The sequence below is a fragment of the Streptomyces sp. NPDC029014 genome, assembly GCF_055564695.1.
In genome coordinates this window covers 1-19,946 of the sequence record NZ_JBVHVT010000065.1, presented here as the reverse complement: position 1 = coordinate 19,946, position 19,946 = coordinate 1, and the positions used below count along the sequence as shown (strand labels likewise).

20 protein-coding genes are annotated in these 19,946 nt (G+C 73.6%); 10 read left to right on the top strand and 10 right to left on the bottom strand.

Annotated elements, in window-relative coordinates; genetic code table 11:
- Window positions 1-56: 56 nt before the first annotated feature.
- Window positions 57-530: a nitroreductase family deazaflavin-dependent oxidoreductase gene (locus tag ACZ4VL_RS29335; RefSeq protein WP_468205733.1), complete on the bottom strand. Its 474-nt coding sequence runs from the start codon at window positions 528-530 to the stop codon at window positions 57-59.
- Window positions 530-1,855, bottom strand: coding sequence for an acyl-CoA dehydrogenase family protein (locus tag ACZ4VL_RS29330; RefSeq protein WP_468205804.1), 1,326 nt, complete (start codon window positions 1,853-1,855; stop codon window positions 530-532). The genes ACZ4VL_RS29335 and ACZ4VL_RS29330 overlap by 1 nt, the downstream gene beginning before the upstream one ends.
- Window positions 1,856-1,998: 143 nt before the next feature.
- On the opposite strand from ACZ4VL_RS29330, the gene ACZ4VL_RS29325 reads away from it, so the two are divergent.
- Both ACZ4VL_RS29325 and ACZ4VL_RS29320 read left to right on the top strand, forming a co-directional pair.
- Complete coding sequence (locus tag ACZ4VL_RS29325; RefSeq protein WP_468205730.1) at window positions 1,999-3,225, top strand: thiolase C-terminal domain-containing protein; 1,227 nt, start codon at window positions 1,999-2,001, stop codon at window positions 3,223-3,225.
- A 125-nt stretch (window positions 3,226-3,350) separates the two neighbouring features.
- Window positions 3,351-4,022 (top strand): pyridoxine/pyridoxamine 5'-phosphate oxidase, encoded by a 672-nt coding sequence (locus ACZ4VL_RS29320; protein WP_468205727.1) that lies wholly within the window; start codon window positions 3,351-3,353, stop codon window positions 4,020-4,022.
- Between the two features lie 7 nt (window positions 4,023-4,029).
- On the opposite strand, the gene ACZ4VL_RS29315 is transcribed toward ACZ4VL_RS29320, so the two are convergent.
- Entirely contained in the window at window positions 4,030-4,434 is a 405-nt protein-coding gene (locus ACZ4VL_RS29315; protein WP_468205725.1) for a Zn-ribbon domain-containing OB-fold protein, read from the bottom strand.
- 53 nt (window positions 4,435-4,487) lie between these two features.
- On the bottom strand, window positions 4,488-4,940 hold the full coding sequence (locus ACZ4VL_RS29310; protein ID WP_468205722.1) for a DoxX family membrane protein: 453 nt from the start codon (window positions 4,938-4,940) through the stop codon (window positions 4,488-4,490).
- Window positions 4,941-5,163: 223 nt separating this feature from the next.
- Between ACZ4VL_RS29310 and ACZ4VL_RS29305 the strand changes: the two genes are divergently transcribed.
- The 3 genes from ACZ4VL_RS29305 to ACZ4VL_RS29295 all read left to right on the top strand — a co-directional run bounded on the left by ACZ4VL_RS29305 (window position 5,164) and on the right by ACZ4VL_RS29295 (window position 10,202).
- Window positions 5,164-6,489 (top strand): flavin-containing monooxygenase, encoded by a 1,326-nt coding sequence (locus tag ACZ4VL_RS29305; RefSeq protein ID WP_468205719.1) that lies wholly within the window; start codon window positions 5,164-5,166, stop codon window positions 6,487-6,489.
- Window positions 6,490-6,808: 319 nt separating this feature from the next.
- Window positions 6,809-9,043 carry an acetate--CoA ligase family protein gene (locus ACZ4VL_RS29300; RefSeq protein ID WP_468205718.1) on the top strand — a complete coding sequence of 745 codons (2,235 nt, stop codon included), beginning with the start codon at window positions 6,809-6,811 and terminating at the stop codon, window positions 9,041-9,043.
- Between the two features lie 304 nt (window positions 9,044-9,347).
- Window positions 9,348-10,202, top strand: coding sequence for an enoyl-CoA hydratase/isomerase family protein (locus tag ACZ4VL_RS29295; protein ID WP_468205715.1), 855 nt, complete (start codon window positions 9,348-9,350; stop codon window positions 10,200-10,202).
- Between the two features lie 26 nt (window positions 10,203-10,228).
- Here the strand turns inward: ACZ4VL_RS29295 and ACZ4VL_RS29290 are convergent, their stop codons facing one another.
- A complete protein-coding gene (locus ACZ4VL_RS29290; protein ID WP_468205712.1) occupies window positions 10,229-11,026 on the bottom strand; it encodes a VOC family protein in 798 nt (265 codons plus the stop codon).
- A gap of 306 nt (window positions 11,027-11,332) precedes the next feature.
- Between ACZ4VL_RS29290 and ACZ4VL_RS29285 the strand changes: the two genes are divergently transcribed.
- Complete coding sequence (locus ACZ4VL_RS29285; protein WP_468205802.1) at window positions 11,333-11,965, top strand: flavin reductase family protein; 633 nt, start codon at window positions 11,333-11,335, stop codon at window positions 11,963-11,965.
- A gap of 216 nt (window positions 11,966-12,181) precedes the next feature.
- On the opposite strand, the gene ACZ4VL_RS29280 is transcribed toward ACZ4VL_RS29285, so the two are convergent.
- The 3 genes from ACZ4VL_RS29280 to ACZ4VL_RS29270 are packed head-to-tail and all read right to left on the bottom strand — an operon-like array spanning window position 12,182 to window position 15,500.
- The gene (locus tag ACZ4VL_RS29280) at window positions 12,182-13,249 is read right to left on the bottom strand and encodes a Zn-dependent alcohol dehydrogenase (RefSeq protein WP_468205710.1); all 1,068 of its coding nucleotides are present in this window, start codon (window positions 13,247-13,249) and stop codon (window positions 12,182-12,184) included.
- Window positions 13,250-13,253: 4 nt separating this feature from the next.
- Entirely contained in the window at window positions 13,254-14,564 is a 1,311-nt protein-coding gene (locus ACZ4VL_RS29275; protein WP_468205708.1) for an acyl-CoA dehydrogenase family protein, read from the bottom strand.
- 15 nt (window positions 14,565-14,579) lie between these two features.
- Entirely contained in the window at window positions 14,580-15,500 is a 921-nt protein-coding gene (locus ACZ4VL_RS29270; RefSeq protein ID WP_468205705.1) for an SDR family NAD(P)-dependent oxidoreductase, read from the bottom strand.
- Window positions 15,501-15,608: 108 nt separating this feature from the next.
- On the opposite strand from ACZ4VL_RS29270, the gene ACZ4VL_RS29265 reads away from it, so the two are divergent.
- Window positions 15,609-16,535 (top strand): cyclase family protein, encoded by a 927-nt coding sequence (locus ACZ4VL_RS29265; RefSeq protein WP_468205702.1) that lies wholly within the window; start codon window positions 15,609-15,611, stop codon window positions 16,533-16,535.
- Between the two features lie 329 nt (window positions 16,536-16,864).
- On the opposite strand, the gene ACZ4VL_RS29260 is transcribed toward ACZ4VL_RS29265, so the two are convergent.
- On the bottom strand, window positions 16,865-17,266 hold the full coding sequence (locus tag ACZ4VL_RS29260; RefSeq protein ID WP_468205699.1) for a hypothetical protein: 402 nt from the start codon (window positions 17,264-17,266) through the stop codon (window positions 16,865-16,867).
- Window positions 17,267-17,692: 426 nt separating this feature from the next.
- Between ACZ4VL_RS29260 and ACZ4VL_RS29255 the strand changes: the two genes are divergently transcribed.
- The gene (locus ACZ4VL_RS29255; protein ID WP_468205698.1) at window positions 17,693-17,875 is read left to right on the top strand and encodes a DUF397 domain-containing protein; all 183 of its coding nucleotides are present in this window, start codon (window positions 17,693-17,695) and stop codon (window positions 17,873-17,875) included.
- 38 nt (window positions 17,876-17,913) lie between these two features.
- Here the strand turns inward: ACZ4VL_RS29255 and ACZ4VL_RS29250 are convergent, their stop codons facing one another.
- The gene (locus tag ACZ4VL_RS29250) at window positions 17,914-18,351 is read right to left on the bottom strand and encodes an ATP-binding protein (RefSeq protein ID WP_468205696.1); all 438 of its coding nucleotides are present in this window, start codon (window positions 18,349-18,351) and stop codon (window positions 17,914-17,916) included.
- A 256-nt stretch (window positions 18,352-18,607) separates the two neighbouring features.
- On the opposite strand from ACZ4VL_RS29250, the gene ACZ4VL_RS29245 reads away from it, so the two are divergent.
- Together ACZ4VL_RS29245 and ACZ4VL_RS29240 are read left to right on the top strand one after the other, a co-directional pair.
- Window positions 18,608-19,459: a helix-turn-helix domain-containing protein gene (locus ACZ4VL_RS29245; protein ID WP_468205693.1), complete on the top strand. Its 852-nt coding sequence runs from the start codon at window positions 18,608-18,610 to the stop codon at window positions 19,457-19,459.
- Window positions 19,460-19,472: 13 nt separating this feature from the next.
- The gene (locus tag ACZ4VL_RS29240) at window positions 19,473-19,664 is read left to right on the top strand and encodes a DUF397 domain-containing protein (protein WP_468205799.1); all 192 of its coding nucleotides are present in this window, start codon (window positions 19,473-19,475) and stop codon (window positions 19,662-19,664) included.
- Window positions 19,665-19,946: the final 282 nt, after the last annotated feature.

Genomic DNA, 19,946 nt, shown 5'->3' with positions numbered 1-19,946 from the left:
GGACCTCCGGACCACCTGCCACCACCGGGGTCCGTCACGGTCGGGGTCCGCCTCGATCAACGTCGTTCCAGGCGGAACAGCCGGATCTCGCGCTCGATGCGTGCCTGGTACGTCGCGTACGGCGGCCAGAACCCCAGCACGGCCTGCCACGCCGCGGCGCGCTCCGCGCCCTGCAGCAGCCGGGCCCGTACGGCGATGTCCTGCCCCTTCCAACTCACCTCGGCGTCGGGGTGCTCGAGCAGGTTCGCGGTCCACGCCGGGTGTCCGGGGCGGCCGAAGTTGGAGCCGATCAGGATCCACCCGGCGCCGGACTCCTCCGGCATGCACGCGAGGGGCGTGCTGCGCGGCTGCCCGGTCCTGGCTCCCCTGGCGGTGAGGATCACCCCGGGGAGCATGCGGGCGCTGGGGATGACCCTGCCGCGGGTGAGCCGGTGCACGGTCCTGTCCAGGGCGGGGATGACGTGCGGTGCGATCCTCGCGAACAGCCTCGTCGAAGAGAGCTTCTGGATGAGCTTGACGCCGAGGGCCATCAGACGGCCGCCTTCTCGCTCGGGTGGAGGGGGGTGGCGGGGGCGGGTGCCGCGGCTGGTGCGAGTGGTGCGGGTGCGGGTGCGGGCGCCCCGGGGGAGAACAGTCCTGCCTGGTGGGCCGCGTGTGCGCGCAGCCGGTGGGCCGGCCCGAAGAGCAGCTCGTCGGCCGCGGCCCGCTTGAAGTACAGGTGGGCGTCGTGCTCCCAGGTGAAGCCGATGCCGCCGTGCAGCTGGATCGCCTCGCCGGCCGTGAGCCGCAGGGCCTCCAGCGCCTGGGCCAGGGCGAGGCCGCCCTGCTCCGGGTCCCAGGCGGCGTAGTACGCGGCCGAGCGGGCCGCCTGAACCTGTACGTACAGGTCGGCGAGCCGGTGCTTGACCGCCTGGAACGAGCCGACGGGCCGGCCGAACTGCTCCCGGGTGCGCACGTACTCCACCGTCCGGTCCAGCGCCCGGCCGGCTGCCCCGGCCGCCTCGGCGGCGAGCACGGCGGCGGCGGTACGGCCGGTGGCGGCGAGGGCGCGGAGCACGCGGCCGCCGTCGGCGGCGGCGCCGTACGTGTCGGCGGCACGGGTGTCGGCGGCACGGGTGTCGGCATCGGCGCCACCGGTTCCGCCGCCCAGCAAGTCGGCCTCCACGTGACGCAGTTGGACGCGCGCCTGCGGCCGGGTCTCGTCCAGGGCGGTCTGCCGCAGCCGGACGAGCCCGGCCGCGTCCCCCCGTACGAGGAACAGCAGGGTCCGGCTCCGGGCGAAGCCGCCCGTGTGCGCGGGGACCAGCAGCAGGCCGGCGCTGTGCCCGTCGAGCACCTGGACGGCCTCCCCGTACAGCCGCCAGCCGCCCTCCTCGGCCCGGCGGGCCTGCACCCCGCCGGCCCGGCCCCCGCCGGCCCAGTCGCCGGGGGCGTTGTCGGCGGTCAGCCCGAGGGCCGTGGACAGGGCCGGGCCGGGTACCGCGAGGGCGGCGGTGAGCCCGCCGGAGGCGAGCCGGGGCAGCAGCGCGGAGCGCTGGGCGGCGCTGCCGAGGGCTGTGATCAGCGGTACGGCCAGCGCGGCGGTGGCGAACAGCGGCGAGGGCAGCAGGGCCCGTCCGGTCTCCTCGCAGGCCAGCGCCAGGTCGCCGGGGGCGCAGCCCACGCCCCCGTACTCCTCGGGCACCGCGATGCCGGGCAGGCCGAGCTGCTGCGCCAGTTGCCCCCACAGCTCGTGGTCGTACCCGTCGGGGGTGCGGACGGCGGTCCTGACCTCGTCGGGGCCGCAGCGTTTGGCCAGGATCTCGCGCAGGGTGCGGCGCATGCCGTCCTGCTCCGCGGTGAAGGCGGCATCCATCATCGGGCTCCTCCCCGTATCTGACGGCGCGTCATATTAGGGCGGGCGGCCACAGATGCCCAGGGGTGCAACGACGCGGGAAACGGGGAGCCGGCCCCGGGCGCACCCTGGAACTGACGGGCAGTCAGATGTACGGTCCTCCCATGCCTGGACCCCTCCCCGGACCTCCGCCCGGGCCCTTGAGCGGCCCCGCCCCCACCCCCGACGCAGCGCGCCGCAAGGTCGCGGTCGTCGGCGTCGCCCTCTCGGACTGCGGCCGCGTCGACGGCCCCACCCCGTACGCCCTCCACGCACAGGCCGCCCGGCGCGCCCTGGCCGACTCCGGCCTCGACCGCTCCGTCATCGACGGCTTCGCCTCGGCCGGCCTCGGCACCCTCGCCCCGGTCGAGGTGGCCGAGTACCTCGGACTGCGCCCCTCCTGGGTCGACTCCACCTCGGTCGGCGGCTCCACCTGGGAGGTCATGGCGGCGCACGCGGCCGACGCCATCGCCGCCGGCCACGCGCGCGCCGTCCTGCTGGTCTACGGATCCACCGCCCGGGCGGACATCAAGGCCCGGCGCCGCACCTCGAACCTCTCCTTCGGCGCGCGCGGGCCGCTGCAGTTCGAGGTCCCGTACGGGCACACGCTCGTCGCCAAGTACGCGATGGCCGCCCGCCGCCACATGCACCAGTACGGGACCACCCTCGAACAGCTCGCCTCGGTCGCCGTACAGGCCCGCGCGAACGCCGCCGCCAACCCGGACGCGATGTTCCGCGACCCGATCACCGTCGACGAGGTCCTGTCCGGCGAGATGATCGCCGACCCCTTCACGAAGCTGCACTGCTGCATCCGCTCCGACGGCGGCTGCGCCGTCCTGCTGGCGGCCGAGGAGTACGTACCGGACACCGCCAAACGGCCCGTCTGGATCCTGGGAACGGGCACCGCCGTCTCCCACACCACCATGTCGGAATGGGACGACTTCACGGTGTCCCCGGCCGCCGTCTCGGGCCGCCTGGCCTTCCGGCGGGCGGGGCTCACCCCGGCGGACGTGGACGTCGCCGAGCTGTACGACGCCTTCACGTACATGACCCTGGTGACCCTGGAGGACCTCGGATTCTGCGCGAAGGGGGAAGGCGGAGCCTTCGTCGAGAAGGGCCGCCTGCTGCGGGAGGGCGAACTGCCCGTCAACACCGACGGCGGCGGCCTCTCGGCCTGCCACCCCGGCATGCGCGGCCTGTTCCTGCTGGTCGAGGCGGTCCGCCAACTCCGCGGCGAAGCCGGCCCGGCCCAGGCAACCCGCCGCGACGGCACCCTCCCGGAGGTGGCCCTGGCATCGGGCACGGGAGGCTGGTTCTGCTCCTCGGGGACGGTGATATTGGGTCGGGGGTGAGGGATAGGGGCGAGGGGACGGGGGCGACGGGCCGGGCGAGGGGACGGGGGCGACGGGCCGGGCGGGAACGGGAACCGCCCCGCCCACCACCCCCGGGGACCTCGCGCCCCCCCTACCCTGGCCCCATGCCCCCTGAGACGGACGAGTTCCACCGCACCCTGCACTCCCTGCGCGTCTGGGACACCGAGCTCCCCGGCTTCGACCCCGGAGCCGCGCCCGACGCGCCGGTGCCGCTGTTCCGGGAGTGGTTCGTGCACGCCGCCCGGGCGGGGCAGGTCGAGCCGCACACGATGAGCCTGGCCACCGTGGACGCCGGGGGGCGGCCCGACGTGCGGATCCTGATGCTGCACGACGCCGACTCCCGCGGCTGGCACTTCGCCTCGCACGCCACCAGCGCCAAGGGCCGCCAGCTGGCCGGGCAGCCGGATGCGGCGCTGGCGTTCTACTGGCCCGCGGTGGGCCGCCAGGTCCGCGTCCGGGGGCCGGTCACCGCGTGCGGCCCGCAGGAGAGCCGGGCGGACCTGGCGGTCCGCTCGCGGGGCGCGCTCGCCGCGGCGCTCACCGGCCGGCAGAGCGAGGTGCTCGGCTCCGTACGGGAGCTGGCGGAAGCCTCGGCCGCCGCCTGGGAGCGGGCCGGTGCGGAACCGGACGCTCCCGCCCCGACCTGGACGCGGTACGTCCTCGCCCCGGCCGAGGTCGAGTTCTTCCAGGGCGACGCCGCCCGCCGGCACGTCCGCCTGCGCTACCGCCGCACCCCGGAGGCCTCCGCATGGGTCCGCGAGCTGCTCTGGCCCTGACCCCGGTTCACCGCGGCCGGAACACCGCCACCCACACGCCCTCCGCCGCCTCGCGGAACGCCACCTCCAGCGGCATCCCGATGCGGAGGTCCGCCGCGTCGCAGTCCACCACCTCCGTCATCATCCGCGGCCCTTCGGCCAGGTCGACGACCGCGGCCGTGTACGGGACGCGCTGCCCGAAGGGCGGCAGGTCGTTGCGGTGGACGACGGACCACGTGTAGAGGGTGGCGCTTCCGCCGGCCCGCTCCCAGACGACCTGCTCCTCCCCCGCCCAGCAGAACGGGCAGAACTCCCGCGGGTAGTGGTGCGCCCGCCCGCACCGCGTGCAGCGGCGCAGCAGGAGTCGCCCTTCGGCGGCCGCTTCCCAGTAGGGGCGGGTGAAATCGTCCACGTCCGGCAGGTCGAACCGCACCCCACCCCCACCCGAGCCCGAGCCCGAGCCCGCGGCCGCGCCCGCGCCCGCGCTCACAGGAACAGTCCCAGCGCCGAGTCGAGGGACCAGACCTGCCAGCCCATGGCGAGGAGCGCGACGAGGGAGACGAGCATCATCATCGCGTTCTGCCCCTGCTCGGCCCAGTCGTGGATCATCAGCAGCAGGTAGAGCAGGTTCAGCAGAAGCCCGCCGACCAGCGCGATCGGCGTGAGGAACCCGAGCACCAGCCCCAGGCCGAGTGCGAGTTCCGCGTAGACGACGACGTACGCCATCAGCCGCGGCCTGGGCCGGACGACCTTCTCGAAGCCGCCCTTCACGAAGGGCCAGCGGTGTTTGCCCGCGACGTCGGCGGCCCAGGCGATGCCGGTGCCGCGTTCGAACCAGCCCTTCTTGTCCTTGTGCCGCCAGCTCTCCAGCCACCACAGGCCGAGGCCTATTCGGAGCACGGCGAGCCACTCGGCCCCACTGAGCCAGACGGTCCGCATCGGCAGTCCCCGCCTTCCCTCTCCGCACGATCTGACGGTACGTCAGTTGAGCGGATCCGGGTCGATCCCGCAAGGCCCCGCGTCCGCACGACGCCCGCAGCGGGGCCGCACCCCGCACCCGCCGTGACCGATCCGCAATCGATTTCCCTCCTTCTCCGAGACCCAACAACGCTGTGTGTCGATACGCTCACTCCTCATGCCCGGAGACCCCACCGCCCCAGACATGACCACCCAGCCCCGACCCGTGTACGTGATCGGTGCCGGGCCCGGTGGCCTCGCCGCGGCCGCCGCGCTGCGCGCCCGCGGGATCCGCGCGGTGGTCGTCGAGAAGACCGACACGGTCGGCTCCTCCTGGCGCGGCCACTACGACCGCCTCCACCTGCACACCACCCGCCGGCTCTCGGCCCTGCCTGGCCTCGCCATGCCCCGCCGGTTCGGCCGGTGGGTGGCCCGCGACGACGTGGTGCGCTACCTGGAGAAGTACGCCGAGTTCCACGAGCTGGAGCTCGTCACCGGCGTGGAGGTGACCCGCATCGAACGCGCCCCGCACCCCGCCGACAGCGGGCCGGAAGCCGGCACCGGCACGGGCACCGGCCGCAAGGGGAAGGGCAAGCGCAAGGCCGGGGCCGGGTCCAAGGCCGAGCACGACCCCGAGGCCGACGCGTGGCTCCTGCACGCCAGCGGCGGGCGCGTGCTGACCGGCCGCGCCGTGGTCGTCGCCACCGGGTTCAACCACACGCCCGCGCTGCCCGACTGGCCGGGCCGGGACTCGTACGGCGGCCGGCTGCTGCACGCCCGCGACTACCGGAACGCGGAGCCGTACACCGGCCTGGACGTCCTCGTGGTCGGCGTCGGCAACACCGGCGCCGAGATAGCCGTCGACCTCGCCGAGGGCGGCGCCGCGCGGGTGCGGCTCGCCGTGCGGACCGCACCGCACATCGTGCGCCGCTCCACCGCCGGCTGGCCCGCCCAGCGCAGCGGGATCCTGGTGCGGCGACTGCCCGCGCCGATCGTGGACCGGATCAGCGCACTCATCGCCAGGGCGTCCGTCCCGGACCTGTCGGCGCACGGGCTCCCCCGCCCCACCACCGGCCTGTACAGCAGGGTCAAGCAGGGGGCGATCCCGGTGCAGGACGTCGGCCTGATCGACGCCGTCCGCACCGGCCGGGTCGAGCCGGTCGCCGCGGTGGACTCGTTCGACGGCGGGGAGGTGGTGCTCGCCGACGGCTCGCGGATCACCCCGGACGCGGTGATCGCCGCCACCGGCTACCGGCGCGCCCTGGAGGGCCTGGTCGGACACCTGGACGTGCTCGACGAGCGCGGCCGGCCCCGTGCGCACGGCGCGCGCACCCTGCGGCACGCTCCGGGCCTGTACTTCACCGGCTTCGGCAATCCCATCAGCGGGATGTTCCGCGAGATGGCGCTGGACGCCGAGAAGATCGCCAAGGTGCTGGGCCGCCGCCTCGGCGTACGCTCCGGGGCCCGGGCCAAGGTTCGGGAGGAGGCCCTTCAGGACACCGGCCTCCGCCCGGTCGATCCCCTCGCCTGACGGGGGCGCGAGACGCGGCGCGCAGGTGCCGGTGCGGGAGCGAGGAGCCACTCCCGCAACCCTCCCTCGACGCCCTCCCGCACCCCTCTCCCGGCTGCTCCCACGCCTCTCGCCCCACCTCGGCCGAATCCACCCCTGGACCCGCGCCTCCCGCATCTGCCACCGTTCCCTTCCACACATCTCCTCCACCACCTTTCCTGCGCAGCAGTGTTCCTGACGGCATGTCAGTTCAGTAGTCTGGGTCACGGCGGGAATCTGACGACGCGTCAGTAATCGCCTTCGAGGCTGGTCGTCCATCGAGCAGGGAGCGGGCGAAGCGATGCTTGGATCTACTCACGGCACCCTGACCACCGACTTCCGCGCGCGCGTCGAGGCCTGCGGGGAAACCCCCCGGGAGGCCGTCCATTCCACCGCCCCGGCCTCCGCCGAGGACGCGGTCGCCCTGGACGTGAGCGGACGGCCCCTGGACGCCGAGGTGCCGGACCTGGACCGGTTCTTCCGACCCGAGTCCGTCGCCGTCATCGGCGCGTCCGACGCCGAGGGCAGGCCCAACACCGGCATCACCCGGCAGCTGATCGCCTGGGCGGAGCGCGTCGGCGCCCGTATCCACCCCGTGCACCCCACCCGCACCAGCGTCTTCGGGCTGCCCTGCCACCCGTCCGTGGCCGCACTGCCCGAGCAGGTGGACCTCGCGGTGCTGCTCGTCGGCGACCCGGTCGCGGTGATCGAGGAACTGGCCGAGGCCAAGGTGAAGTTCGCCGTCGCCTTCGCCTCCGGTTTCGCCGAGACCGGCGAGACCGGGGCTGCCGCCCAGGCGCGGCTGGCGGCCGCGGTCCGGCGATCGGGCCTTCGCCTCCTCGGCCCCAACACCAACCTCAACGCCTTCCAGGAGTTCCGCGACGACCTCCGGGGCCCGGCCATCGCGCTGATCACCCAGTCCGGCCACCAGGGGCGGCCCGTGTACACCCTCCAGGAGCTGGGCATCCGGCTCTCCCACTGGGCTCCCACGGGCAACGAGGCGGACCTCGAAACCGCCGACTTCATCTCCTACTTCGCCGAGCAGCCCGAGGTCGGCGCGATCGCCTGCTACGTGGAGGGCCTGAAGGACGGCCGGTCGTTCCTCCTGGCCGCCGACCGGGCCGCCCGCAACGGGGTCCCCGTCGTCGCCGTCAAGGTGGGCCGCACCGAGACCGGCGCCCGGACCGCCGCCTCCCACACCGGCAAGCTGACCGGCGCCGACGCCGTCGTCGACGCCGCGATGCGCCAGTTCGGCGTCATCCGCGTCGACGCCCTGGACGAGCTCCAGGACACGGCCGCGCTGCTCGCCCGGGCCCGCCCGCCCCAGGCCGACGGGGTCGTCGTCTACTCCATCTCCGGCGGCACCGGCGCCCACTTCTCCGACCTCGCCACCGAGGCCGGCCTGCACCTGCCCGCGCTCTCCCGGGCCAAGCAGGACGAGCTCCACCAGTGGATCCCGGACTACCTGAACGTCGCCAACCCCATCGACAACGGCGGCCACCCGGTCGGCGACTGGCGCGGCCGGAAGATCATCGACGCGATCCTCGCCGACCCCTCCGTGGGCGTGCTGATCTGCCCGATCACCGGCCCCTTCCCGCCGATGAGCGACCGGCTCGCCCAGGACCTGGTGGCCGCCGCCGAGGAGACCGACAAGCTGGTCTGCGTGGTCTGGGGCTCGCCCGTCGGCACCGAGGAGGCCTACCGCACCACCCTGCTCGGCTCCTCCCGCGTGGCCACCTTCCGCACCTTCGGCAACTGCATCACCGCCGTGCGCGCGTACCTCGACCACCACCGCTTCACCACCGGCTACCGGTCCCCCTTCGCCGACGCCCCGCGGACCCCGTCCCCCTCGTACCGCAAGGCGCAGGCGCTGATGCGCCCGGGCCAGCAGCTCAGCGAGCACGCGGCAAAACAGCTGCTGCGGGCCTACGGGATCAGGGTCCCGCGCGAGCAGCTCGTCACCAGCGCGGCCGCCGCGGTCCGCGCGGCGGGCCTGGTCGGCTACCCGGTGGTGATGAAGGCCTCGGGCCCACAACTCGCGCACAAGACGGAGCTGGGACTGGTCAAGGTCGGGCTGACCTCGGCGAGCCAGATCCGGGACGCCTACCGGGAGCTCACGGACATCGCGCGGTACGAGAACATCCCGCTGGACGGGATCCTGGTCTGCCAGATGGTGCAGCGCGGCGTCGAGATGTTCGTCGGCGTCACCCAGGACGCGCTCTTCGGCCCGACCGTGACGGTGGGGCTGGGCGGGGTGCTGGTCGAGGTGCTGCACGACGCGGCGGTACGCGTGCCGCCGTTCGGCGAGGACCAGGCCCGGGCGATGCTGGCCGAACTGCGCGGCCGGGCCCTGCTCGACGGGGTCCGGGGAGCACCCCCGGCCGATGCCGACGCGCTGGTCGAGGTCGTGCTGCGGGTGCAGCGGATGGCGCTGGAGCTGGGCGGCGTCCTGTCGGAACTGGACATCAACCCGCTGATGGTGCTCCCGCGCGGGCAGGGAGCCGTGGCCCTGGACGCCCTGGCTGTCTGCCGCTGACACGGCCGCCTTCGCCATCGCCCCCGCCGCCACCGCCCCTGCCGGCGGTGCCCCCGCCGGCGGCGGCACCCCGACGGCCGGCGTCGGGGCGCGGAGCCCGCCCGGGCCCCGTAGGTCCTGCCCGCCCCGTAAGCCTCGTAAGCCCGGTAAGCCCGGTAAGCCCAGTGAGCCGCGCAAGTCCCGTAGGCCGTGCGAGTTCCGTGGTGCGACGCGCAGATCGGGCACCGTGCGCGCGAGCCTCACGACCGCCCGTACGGCCCCTGCGGCCCGTCCCGTCCACACCCCGAACCGGAGCTGCTCCCCCATGACCGACTCCCCCCAAGCCGAACCCGAAGCGGCGACACGCCCCCTCGACACATTGGTACGGCACCGCACTGACAACGGGGTCTCGTGGATCACCCTCAACCGCCCCGAAGCCATGAACGCCCTGACCTGGGACCAGCGCGAACGCATCATCGCGCTGCTCGCCGAGGCCTCCGCCGACCCCGCCGTCCGGGCCGTCGTCCTCACCGCCACCGGCAGGGGTTTCTGCGCGGGCGCCGACCTGCGCGGCTCGCCCGCCACCGGAGCCACTCCCGCCACCGGCGGCGAGCGCGTCGCCGGCGACGTGGCCCGGATGATCCGGCTCGGCGCGCAGCGCCTGATCACCGCCGTGCTCGACTGCGAGAAGCCGGTCATCGCCGCCGTCAACGGCACCGCGGCCGGCATCGGCGCGCACCTCGCGCTCGCCTGCGACCTGGTCGTGGCGGCCGAGTCGGCCCGCTTCATCGAGGTGTTCGTCCGCCGCGGCCTGGTCCCCGACGGCGGCGGCGCCTACCTGCTCCCCCGGCTGGTCGGCCCGCAGCGGGCCAAGGAACTGATCTTCTTCGGGGACGCCGTCCCGGCGGCCGAGGCCCAGCGGCTCGGCCTCGTCAACAGGGTCGTCCCCGACGGGGAGCTGGAGGCCCGCGCGCGGGAGTGGGCCGAGCGCCTGGCGCAGGGCCCGACGCGTGCCCTCGCGCTGGCCAAGCAGCTGGTCAACGCCTCCTTGGACGGCGACCGGGCGGCGGCCCTGGCCGCGGAGGCCACCGCTCAGGAGATCAACATGACCACGGTCGACGCCGCGGAGGGCGTGGCGAGCTTCGTGGAGCGCCGCACGCCCAAGTACCTGGGCCGCTGACCGGACGGGGCGACGGGCGCCGCCGGCTACATCTGCGGGTTGGGCTTCAGCAGGGCGAACACCGCGCCGAAGGGGTCCGCCAGCCAGGCGATCCGGCCGACGTCCGGCACGTCCGTCGACGGCATCAGCACCGTCCCGCCCGCCTTCACCGCCGCCGCTTCGGTCGCGTCGGCGTCCGCGACGTTGAAGTACGGCACCCAGCGCGGCCGCTCCCCGCCGCTCTCGCCGCCCGCCCCGTCGCCCATCGGGGCGATCCCGCCGAACGAGGCCGCCTTCTGGTCGCCCTCCTCGGTGCTCACCACCCGGTACGTCATGCCGGGCGTCTGCATGTCCTCGCCGCGCCAGCCGAAGAGCCCGCCGTAGAAGGCGAAGGCCGCGGCGGGGTCCGGGACGTGGAGCTCGGCCCACAGCAGCGAGTTCTCGGCGGACGCCACCTCGAAGCCGGCGGTCTTCCCCGGCTGCCACAGCGCGAACTCCGCGCCCTGCGGGTCGGTGGCCTGCGCCAGCCAGCCCTCCGCCATGGCGTCCTCCGGCTCCATGCGGATCGTCCCGCCGCCCGCCTTGACCGCGTCGACGGTGGCCCGGATGTCCGGGGTCATGAAGTAGACCATCCAGGCCGACCTCGCGCCCTCCTGCGTCAGCTGCCCGAGCCCGGCGACGGTCTTGCCGTCGCGCTGGAGGAGCCCGTACCCGCCGGCGTCGGGCCCGGCGGACTGGTGGGTCCAGCCGAAGACCGCGCCGTAGAAGGCGGCGGCCGCTCCGGTGTCGGGGCTGCCGAGGTCGAGCCAGTTGGGCGAGCCCTTGCGGAAGTCGGTTCCGAGCACGGTTCCTCCTGCGGGTGGTCCAGGGATACGGGTACGGCTACAGGTACGCGTACGGATACGGGTACGAGTGGGCGACGGTCCGGGCGGGCGTACGGGCCCGGGGATGCGGTCCGGGGCCACCTTGCCCAGCCCGCCCGGCGGGGCCGCTCCGCTTGCGGACACCGCCCCGGCCGATTCACCCGTTCGGCGGAACCTCGGCACCGCACCCCCCTGGAGGCCGCGGGCCTACCCGTACCGGCCTGCGCACACACCTTCCCATCTGACGAACCGTCAGTTTCAATCGGCAGTGTGATGGGACACGCAGGGATGGCGGCCACCGTCGTCCGATACCTCAGGTCAGTCGGCGCACCGGGTTCCGGCCCCGGCTCCGCCGCACACGCGCCGGAGCCCTCCGTTCTGCCCCGTCCCGACCTGCGGGCCGTCGGCGAGGACGAGCGCGCCCCCGTCGGCCCCGCCGAGTTCCGGGCCGTGCTCGGGCACTTCGCCAGCGGTGTCACCGTCGTCACCGCCCCGCCCGGCGACGGGGAGGACGACCCGGCGGGCTTCGCCTGCCAGTCCTTCGCCTCGCTGTCGCTGGACCCGCCGCTGGTCGTCTTCATGGTGGGCCGTACGTCGACCAGCTGGCCGCGGATCGCCCGCGCGGGCGCGTTCTGCGTCAACATCCTGGGCGCCGGGCAGGGCGAGCTGTGCCGCCGGTTCGCGGTCAGCGGCGCCGACAAGTTCGCCGGGGTCGCCCACTCCCCCTCCCCCGCGACCGGATCCCCGCTGCTCGACGGGGTGTCCGCCTGGGTCGACTGCCGGATCCACGCCGTGCACACCGGTGGCGACCACCTGATCGTGGTCGGCCGGGTGGAGGCACTGAGCGCGGCCGGCGACGAGGGGCCGCTGCTGTTCCACCGGGGCCGCTTCGGCCGGCTCGCGGACACGGACGACGCCTGAGCCCCCGACCCGGGCCCGCCCTGTCCAGCCCCCACCCCGCCCCCGCCCCCGGGCGTGTCCCGGCGGCCCTACGCCCCTCCGGCCGGCCGGAGGGGCGTACACGTACGGCGCCGCGCGGGCGGGCACGCGGGAACGCGGGAGCGGTCCCGCGCCTGCCACGCGCCGACCCACACCGGCCGTGCACCGATCCGCCCCGCCGCGCGCCGGTGCGCCGCCTCAGAACGTGAGCACCCCCCGCGCCACCCGCCCGTGCTTCGCGTCGTCCGCCGCCTTCGCGAAGTCCTCGACCGGGTAGACCTCGGTCACCAGCTCGTCGAGCAGCAGCTGCCCCTTCCGGTACAGCTCCGCGTACAGGGCGATGTCCCGCTGCGGCCGCGCGGACCCGTACCGGCAGCCCATCACGGTCTTGTCGAGGTACATCGACGACACCCGGAAGGACGCCTCCTCCTCGAAACCGGGCACGCCCAGCAGCACGGCCTGCCCGTGCCGGTCCAGCAGGTCGATCGCCTGGCGGATCAGCCGGACGTTGCCGACGCACTCGAAGGCGTGGTCCGTGCCGGTCGGGAGGATCTCCTTCACCGCCGCCGGCGCGTCCGCGACCGCAGAGGCGTCGACGAAGTGCGTGGCCCCGAACTGCCGGGCCACGGCCTCCTTGGCCGGGTTCGCGTCGACCGCCACGATGGTCGTCGCACCCGCGATCCGGGCGCCCTGGAGCACGTTGAGCCCGATGCCGCCCGCGCCGATGACGACCACCGACTCGCCCCGGTCGACGCGCGCCCGGTTCAACACTGCGCCGACGCCGGTCAGCACGCCGCAGCCGATCAGGGCCGCCGACGCCATCGGGATGTCGTCGGGGATCTTCACCGCCTGCACGGCCTTGACGACCGTGCGCTCGGCGAACGCGGAGTTCGAGGCGAACTGGAACAGCGGTTTCCCGCCGCGCGAGAAGGGCTGCCCCGGCCTTCCGATCGCCTTGCGGCACATGGTCGGCCGGCCCCGGTCGCAGTCGGCGCAAGCACCGCAGTTGGCGAGCGTCGACAGCGACACGTGGTCCCCGGGCGCCACGTGCGTCACCCCCGCCCCGACCGCTTCGACGACCCCGGCCCCCTCGTGCCCCAGCACCACCGGCGGGGGGAACGGGATCGTGCCGTCGATCACCGACAGGTCGCTGTGGCACAACCCGGCCGCCGCTATCGCGACCAGGACCTCCCCCGGCCCCGGATCGCGGACTTCCAGATCGTCCACCACCCGGGCCTGCTTGCCGTCGAACACGACGCCCCTCATGCCTTCACCGCGCCTCTCTGGGCAGGCCGAGCACCCGCTCGGCGATGATGTTGCGCTGGATCTCGTCCGAGCCGCCGTAGATCGTGTCGGCGCGGGTGAACAGGAACAGGCGCTGGTCCTCGTCGAGCCCGGGTCCGTACGGGAGGTCCGGCGCCCAGGCCGCGGGCCCGGCCGTGGCGGCCGCGCCCCGGACCGCCACCGCCAGCTCGCCGAGCCGCCGGTGCCAGCCGCCCCACAGCAGCTTGGCGACACTGGGCGCACCCGGATCACCGCCACCGCCGTCCCCGCTGCTTCCGCCGTCCCGGCCGTCCCCGCCGTCCCGGGCGGCGGTGCCGAGCGTGCGCAGGGCGTTCCAGCGCATCGTGCGCAGCTCGGCCCACTGCCGGACGAGCCGGTCGCGCAGTACGGGGTCCCCGGCGCCGTACGCGCCGGAGGCATCGGGCACGCCGGGCGCATCGGATGCGCCGTGTGCGCCGTGTGCGCCGACGTACGCGGCCAGGACGCGCTCCAGTTCCGCCGCGAAACCGATCTGCTGGACCAGGGTGGAGACCCCGCGTTCCAGGGCCAGCAGGCCCATGGCCACGGTCCAGCCGTCGCCCTCCCCGCCGACGACCTCGGCGGCGACCGCCCCGTCGAAGAAGACCTCGTTGAACTCGGAGGTCCCGGTCATCTGCCGGATCGGCCGTACCTCGATCCGGCCCGGCTGGTCCATCGGCACGAGGAGGAACGACAGCCCCCGGTGCCGCCGGGAGCCGGGCTCGGTGCGGGCGAGGACGAAGCACCAGTCGGCGTCCCGGGCCAGCGAGGTCCAGGTCTTCTGGCCGGTGACGCGGAACGACCCGCCGGCGGTGTCGCGGACCGCCGCCGTCCGTACGCCCGCGAGGTCGGAGCCTGCGCCGGGCTCGCTGTAGCCCTGGCACCACAGCTCCTCGCCGCGGGCGATGCCGGGCAGGAAGCGGTCCTGCTGTTCGCGGCTGCCGTACGCGACGAGGGTGGGGGCGAGGAGGTTCTCGCCGATGTGGCCGACGCGGGCGGGGGCGCGCGAGGCGGCGTACTCCTCGGCCCACACCACCTGCCCGGTCAGCGAGAGCCGCTGCTGCCCGTACGTCCCGGGCGGCGCGTCCCAGCCCTGGCCGATCCAGCCGCCGCGGCCGAGTTCGCGTTCCCATGCGCGGCGCGCCCCCACTCCCTCGTGCTCGCTGCCGGGCCCGCCGAGTCCTGCGGCCTGCGCGTACGGGCCCGTGAGGTGCTCGGTGAGCCAGGCCCGGGCACGGCCGCGCAGCTCCTCGTCCTCGGCGCCGAAGCTGAAGTCCACGGTGTGCCGCCCCTTCTAGGCGTTGGGGCGGTCCTTGGCGGCCGCCGCCCTGGCCATGGCCTCCAGCTGCGCGAGCATCGGCATCGGGTCGGTGCCGACGGTGCCGGGCAGGAAGTCGGCGATCTTCTGGGGGGTCCAGGGGCCCTCGGCGTATCCGGCGCGCAGTTCGCGCGGCTGGGCCCAGACGGCGATCTTCGGGCCGGCGATCGTGTAGACCTGCCCGGTGATGCGCTCGCCGCCGGGGGCGACGGCCTTGTCGCTGAGCAGGTAGGTGACGAGGGCGGCGACGTCCTCGGGCTCGCCGATCTCCTTGAGCTCCATGGGGACGTTCGCCGACATGCGGGTGCGGGCGACCGGGGCGACGGCGTTGGCGGTGACGCCGTACTTGTGCAGGCCGAGGGCGGCGGAGCGGACGAGGGAGATGATGCCGCCCTTGGCCGCGCTGTAGTTGGCCTGGGATACGGATCCCTGGTGGTTGCCGCTGGTGAAGCCGATGAGGGTGCCGGAGCCCTGGCGGCGCATGACGGCGGAGGCGGCGCGGAAGACGGTGAAGGTGCCCTTGAGGTGGGTGGCGAGGACCGGGTCCCACTCCTCCTCGGACATGTTGAACAGCATCCGTTCGCGCAGGATCCCGGCGACGCAGACGACGCCGTCGATGCGTCCGTACCGGGTCAGCGCGGTGTCGACGACGCGCTGGCCGCCGTCCATGGTGGAGATGTCGTCGGCGACGGCGACGGCCTCGCCGCCCGCGGCGAGGATCTCCTTCACGACGGCCTCGGCTATCTCGCTGGTCGGTGCGCCGCCGTCGATGCCGACGCCGTAGTCGTTGACGACGACCCTGGCACCTTCGGCCGCGGCGCCGAGAGCGACGGCGCGGCCGATGCCGCGCCCGGCGCCGGTGACCGCCACGACCCTGCCTGCCAAGAAGTTCCCCACGCCGACCCCTTCCCGCGGTTTCTGACGGACCGTTAGATTTTATGGGCAGTCGGACGCCGCCGCACAAGCCCGCCGCAGCCGCAATCACGGCCGAGGAGTTGATGGACCGTGGCCCTGCCCGCCGAGTTCCACGAGATCGCCAAGCGCGTCAACAACTGGGGGCGCTGGGGCGCCGGCGACGAGATCGGCACCCTGAACCTGATCACCGACGAGGTGGTCCGGGCCGCGGCCGCCGAGGTGCGGACGGGGCGCCGGGTCCCCCTGGCGGTCCCGCTCAAGGAGGACGGCGTCCAGGCCGGGCTGATCCCCGGGCGGATCAACCCCCTGCACACGATGGTGCAGATCAACCAGGAGCTGTTCGGCCCCGGCACGGTGGCCTGCAGCGACGACGCCGTGACCATGGGGCTCCAGGCGGGCACCCACTGGGACGCCCTCACCCACGTCTCCCACTCCGGCCGCATCTACAACGGCCGCCCCGCCGGCACCATCACGGCGCACGGGCGGGCCGCGTTCAGCGGGATCGACAAGGCCGCCCCGATCGTCTCGCGCGGGGTCCTGCTCGACGTGGCCCGGGCCAAAGGGCTGGACCGGCTGCCGGGCGGCCACGCCGTGACCCCGGAGGACCTGGCGGAGGCGGAGGAGTTCGGCGGGACGACCGTCCGGGCGGGCGACGTCGTCCTCGTCCGCACCGGCCAGATCCAGGTCTTCCTGGCCGGGGACAAACACGGCTACGGCTTCCCGTCCCCCGGCCTGTCCGTCCGCACCCCGCAGTGGTTCCACGCCCGGGACGTGGCGGCCGTCGCCAACGACACCCTGACCTTCGAGGTCTTCCCACCGGAGATCGAGGACCTCTGGCTGCCGGTCCACGCCCTGCACCTGGTCGAGATGGGCATGCACCAGGGCCAGAACTGGAACCTGGAGACGTTGTCCACAGCCTGTGCAGAAACGGGTCGCTACACCTTCCTCCTCTCCGCCATGCCGGAACCCTTCGTCGGCGCGGTCGGCACCCCGGTCGCCCCGGTGGCCGTCCTCTGACCCCGGCACCCGCCCGGCCCGGCCGCGCCCTACCCGGCCCGGGCCGATCACGCGCCGGGTCGATCGGCGCGCCGGCCCGGTAGCCCGGCGGCCCGGTGCGCTTCCGCGAGGCCTGCGCCGCCGCCGTTCAGATCCAGGTCACTTGCCGGATGTAGACCCGTTCGTGGCGCGGCACGACGAGATACACGAAGAACCCGTCTCCGACGTGCGCAGTGTCGCCGCTCGGACTCGTTCCCTCGCAGTTCGTTCCGTCGAGGTAAAAGGCCTCGGCTGCCCGAACCAACTCGTCAGCCTTCCTGATGACCTCTACGACGAAGGCGGGCGGTGAGTCACCGAGGACATACGCCTCGTCGGGGACGTACTCCCACTTCCAGCTCCCTCCGGCACCGCCCGGGCAGCCTCTTCCTCCACAGTCCGGAGCTCATCCATGCCGGCCTGAAAGCGGCGTCATTACGGCTTGCGGTCCCCTGGACGGCCGCCAGGGCGCGGCTGCGGCGTGCGGACAGATCCGGTCGGCGCTCAATTTCCACCTCGGCTGCCCAATGGCTGATCCAGTGCTGGACATGGCCGATCTTGTTGCTGCTGATGGCTGCGGCGAGAGCGGCGTTCTTGTGCCTCTCCATCTCGTCCAGGCGGTGCGGGGCGATGCGGGCCAAGGCAATGCGGACGGCGTCGGGCGTGCGCTCAGGACGCGGAATGAGTTCGCCCTGATGGTCGGACTGTGTAGTCATGCTGTCCTCCAGGTAGGCCCCCGGCCAGCCTAACCAGCCGGGCGTCGCGGGGGGCGGGCTTAGCAGCAAGCCCGGCATGCGCGTGCCCGCGAGACCGACCCGGCCCTGCCAGGACACCGTGGGCGGGGTCGGGCACGAGCTGCGGGTCCACGCCCTGCACCTGGCCGAGATGGGCACGGAGCGCTTTCCACACCCCATGCCGGAACCCTCGTCGGCGCGGTCGGCACCCCGGCGGTCCTCCTCGACCGGCCGCGCGGCCCCTGCGCCGCCGCGGCCCTGCTCGCCGGCGTAGGCCGGCGCATCATCGGCGCCGCCCTCTCGCCGCACGAAGCGATACGGGCCCAGACTGTTGTGCGGCCGTCCGGTCCGGGACGGTCTCGCGGATCACCCGCGAGACGGCGCAACAGCCACGAGGGCCTGAGGAACGTGGAAACCAACTGGCGCTCCAAGTCGGCCGACCAGGGCAACTGCCTGGAAGTCGCTATGCAGAACGACGCGGTCCTCCTGCGCGGAAGCGACGACCCCGACGTCGTCATCCGGACCACACGGGCCAAGCTCCGGGCCTTCATCGACGGCGCCGCCGCCGGCGAGTTCGACGACCTAGCCTGAGCAGCAGGTCCCCTCGCCGACGGGCCGAGCTGGGTAGGTCACTCATCCGTCGCGAGGCTGAACCAGACGACCTTCGTCCGCTCCTCCTGCGGCACGGCCGCCCAGTCATCGGCATACGCCGCCACCAGCGCGAGCCCGCGGCCGTGCGTGTCGAGCAGGCCCGGCCGGCTGCCACCCCCGTCCGGCGGCCGGTTCTCGGCTGCGGAGTCGTACACGGAGACCGTGACGCGGCCGCCGGACAGCACCATCTCCACGGCGATCTCCCGCGTGTCCGTGTGCCGGTGGGCGTTGGTCACCACCTCGGAGGTGCACAGTCGCGCCCGCTCCGTGAGCTGCGGATGCCCGGCACCACGCAGGACCGACACCACCCAGTCCCGGGCGATGCGGGGTGTGTCCGGCCGGCTCGGCGCGACCATCCGGTAGGTGAGGGCGTCCTCCGCCGCAGGCTCGGTGGGGATCAAGACGCTCGTCTTCATGCTGCTTCTCCCAACGCGGTACGAGTTCACGCGCCCCGCCGCGCGCTGCATGCCGTGGCTCTGGCCGTCCCCAGGCAGCGCGCGCCAATGCGCGCGCCGGCGGCTGCACTTCGGTCTTGTCGCGGAACGACGCGGTGCGACTCCAGACTGTAGCGACGCGCGTACAACCCGTTGTACCGTTTGGGAAAACACCACACGCAAGTGGACCTCACCCGAGACAACGGGCCAAGATGTGAGCCGACAGGAGGGGAGTCGCATGCCGCCAAGGAAGGCTCCAACTGCCCGCCAGCGCCGGCTGGGAGCTGAGCTCCGAAAAATCAGGGAGCACTCCGGAATCTCCCTGACCGACGCAGCGGCCCAACTGAGCACCGACCGAACCACGATGAGCAATGTCGAAAGCGGACGATTCGGCGTGAGCAGCGAACGGGTGCGCGCCTGGACGACCTTCTACGGGTGTTCGGATGCCACCTATGTCGATGCGTTGATCTCCATAGCAGAAGAACGAGGACGTGGATGGTGGGACGACTACCGCGACGACCTCTCGGCAGGCTTGCTCGACCTCTCGGAAATGGAGCATCACGCTGTCGCGATCCGCGTCGTGCAAATCATGCACGTGCCCGGCCTGCTCCAGACCGAGGACTACGCCCGGGCCGTCTTCGAAGAAGCCGTACCCCCGCTTCCCTCCGTGGTGATCCGGCGCCGGCTGTCGCACCGCATGAGGCGCCGTGATGTTCTCGACCGCAAGGACAAACCGCAGTTCACGTTCTTGATCCATGAAGCCGCTCTGCGGATGAGGTTCGGCGGCGCGAAGATCGCGGCGGGTCAGCTCGATTACCTGCTCCAGCAGTCCGAGCGAGAGAACGTCACCGTTAGGGTGATCCCGTTCGCAGTGGGCGGGTTCCCCAACGCCGGTAGCTCAACACTCTACGCATACGGGCCCGTTCCGCAGCTCGACACCGTCCAAACGGACACGCCGAGCGGCCCCGCTTTCCTTGACGCCGAGACGCGCCTCGCAAACTATCGCGCGGTGCTGGACCGGACGGAGGAGCGGTCGTACGACCCAGAACGGTCTCGCGATTTCATTCGCGAGGTGGCGCAACAAGTGTGAAGGCGTGAGAACAGTGGAAATTCAGTGGCGCAAGTCCTCCAGGTCAACTGACGCAGAGGGCAACTGCCTCGAAGTGGCGGTGAAGGACGGCGAGGTCCTGATCCGTGAGAGCGATGACCCCGGCGTCATCATCCGGACCAGCCGGGCCAAGCTCCGGGCGTTCATCGACGGGGCCGCGGCCGGCGAGTTCGACGACCTGGCCTGAGCCTGAACAGCGCGACCACCCCCGACCCCCTGCCCACCCCGGCCAGGGGGTCGGGTCTTTGCCCCTCGCGTCACCGCGGCATATGCCAGTCTCACCCGTTAGACGTCAAACGCTTGATACCCATCTGTCGCCAGCATTAGCGTCTGCCGTGGGGGGGGGGGGGGGGGGGGGGGGGGGGGGGGGAGGAGCGGCGGGGGGGGGGGGGGGGGGGGGGGGGGGGGGGAGGGGGGGGGGGGGGGGAGGAGGAGGGGGGGGGGAGGGGGGGGGGAGGGGAGGGGAGGG

Bases quoted from the DNA above. Each gene is read 5' to 3' on its own strand.
- ACZ4VL_RS29335 (WP_468205733.1), bottom strand. From the start codon at position 530: ATGGCCCTCGGCGTCAAGCTCATCCAGAAGCTCTCTTCGACGAGGCTG.
- ACZ4VL_RS29330 (WP_468205804.1), bottom strand. From the start codon at position 1,855: ATGGATGCCGCCTTCACCGCGGAGCAGGACGGCATGCGCCGCACCCTG.
- ACZ4VL_RS29325 (WP_468205730.1), top strand. From the start codon at position 1,999: ATGCCTGGACCCCTCCCCGGACCTCCGCCCGGGCCCTTGAGCGGCCCC.
- ACZ4VL_RS29320 (WP_468205727.1), top strand. From the start codon at position 3,351: ATGCCCCCTGAGACGGACGAGTTCCACCGCACCCTGCACTCCCTGCGC.
- ACZ4VL_RS29310 (WP_468205722.1), bottom strand. From the start codon at position 4,940: ATGCGGACCGTCTGGCTCAGTGGGGCCGAGTGGCTCGCCGTGCTCCGA.
- ACZ4VL_RS29305 (WP_468205719.1), top strand. From the start codon at position 5,164: ATGACCACCCAGCCCCGACCCGTGTACGTGATCGGTGCCGGGCCCGGT.
- ACZ4VL_RS29300 (WP_468205718.1), top strand. From the start codon at position 6,809: ATGCTTGGATCTACTCACGGCACCCTGACCACCGACTTCCGCGCGCGC.
- ACZ4VL_RS29295 (WP_468205715.1), top strand. From the start codon at position 9,348: ATGACCGACTCCCCCCAAGCCGAACCCGAAGCGGCGACACGCCCCCTC.
- ACZ4VL_RS29285 (WP_468205802.1), top strand. From the start codon at position 11,333: ATGGCGGCCACCGTCGTCCGATACCTCAGGTCAGTCGGCGCACCGGGT.
- ACZ4VL_RS29280 (WP_468205710.1), bottom strand. From the start codon at position 13,249: ATGAGGGGCGTCGTGTTCGACGGCAAGCAGGCCCGGGTGGTGGACGAT.
- ACZ4VL_RS29260 (WP_468205699.1), bottom strand. From the start codon at position 17,266: ATGACTACACAGTCCGACCATCAGGGCGAACTCATTCCGCGTCCTGAG.
- ACZ4VL_RS29250 (WP_468205696.1), bottom strand. From the start codon at position 18,351: ATGAAGACGAGCGTCTTGATCCCCACCGAGCCTGCGGCGGAGGACGCC.
- ACZ4VL_RS29245 (WP_468205693.1), top strand. From the start codon at position 18,608: ATGCCGCCAAGGAAGGCTCCAACTGCCCGCCAGCGCCGGCTGGGAGCT.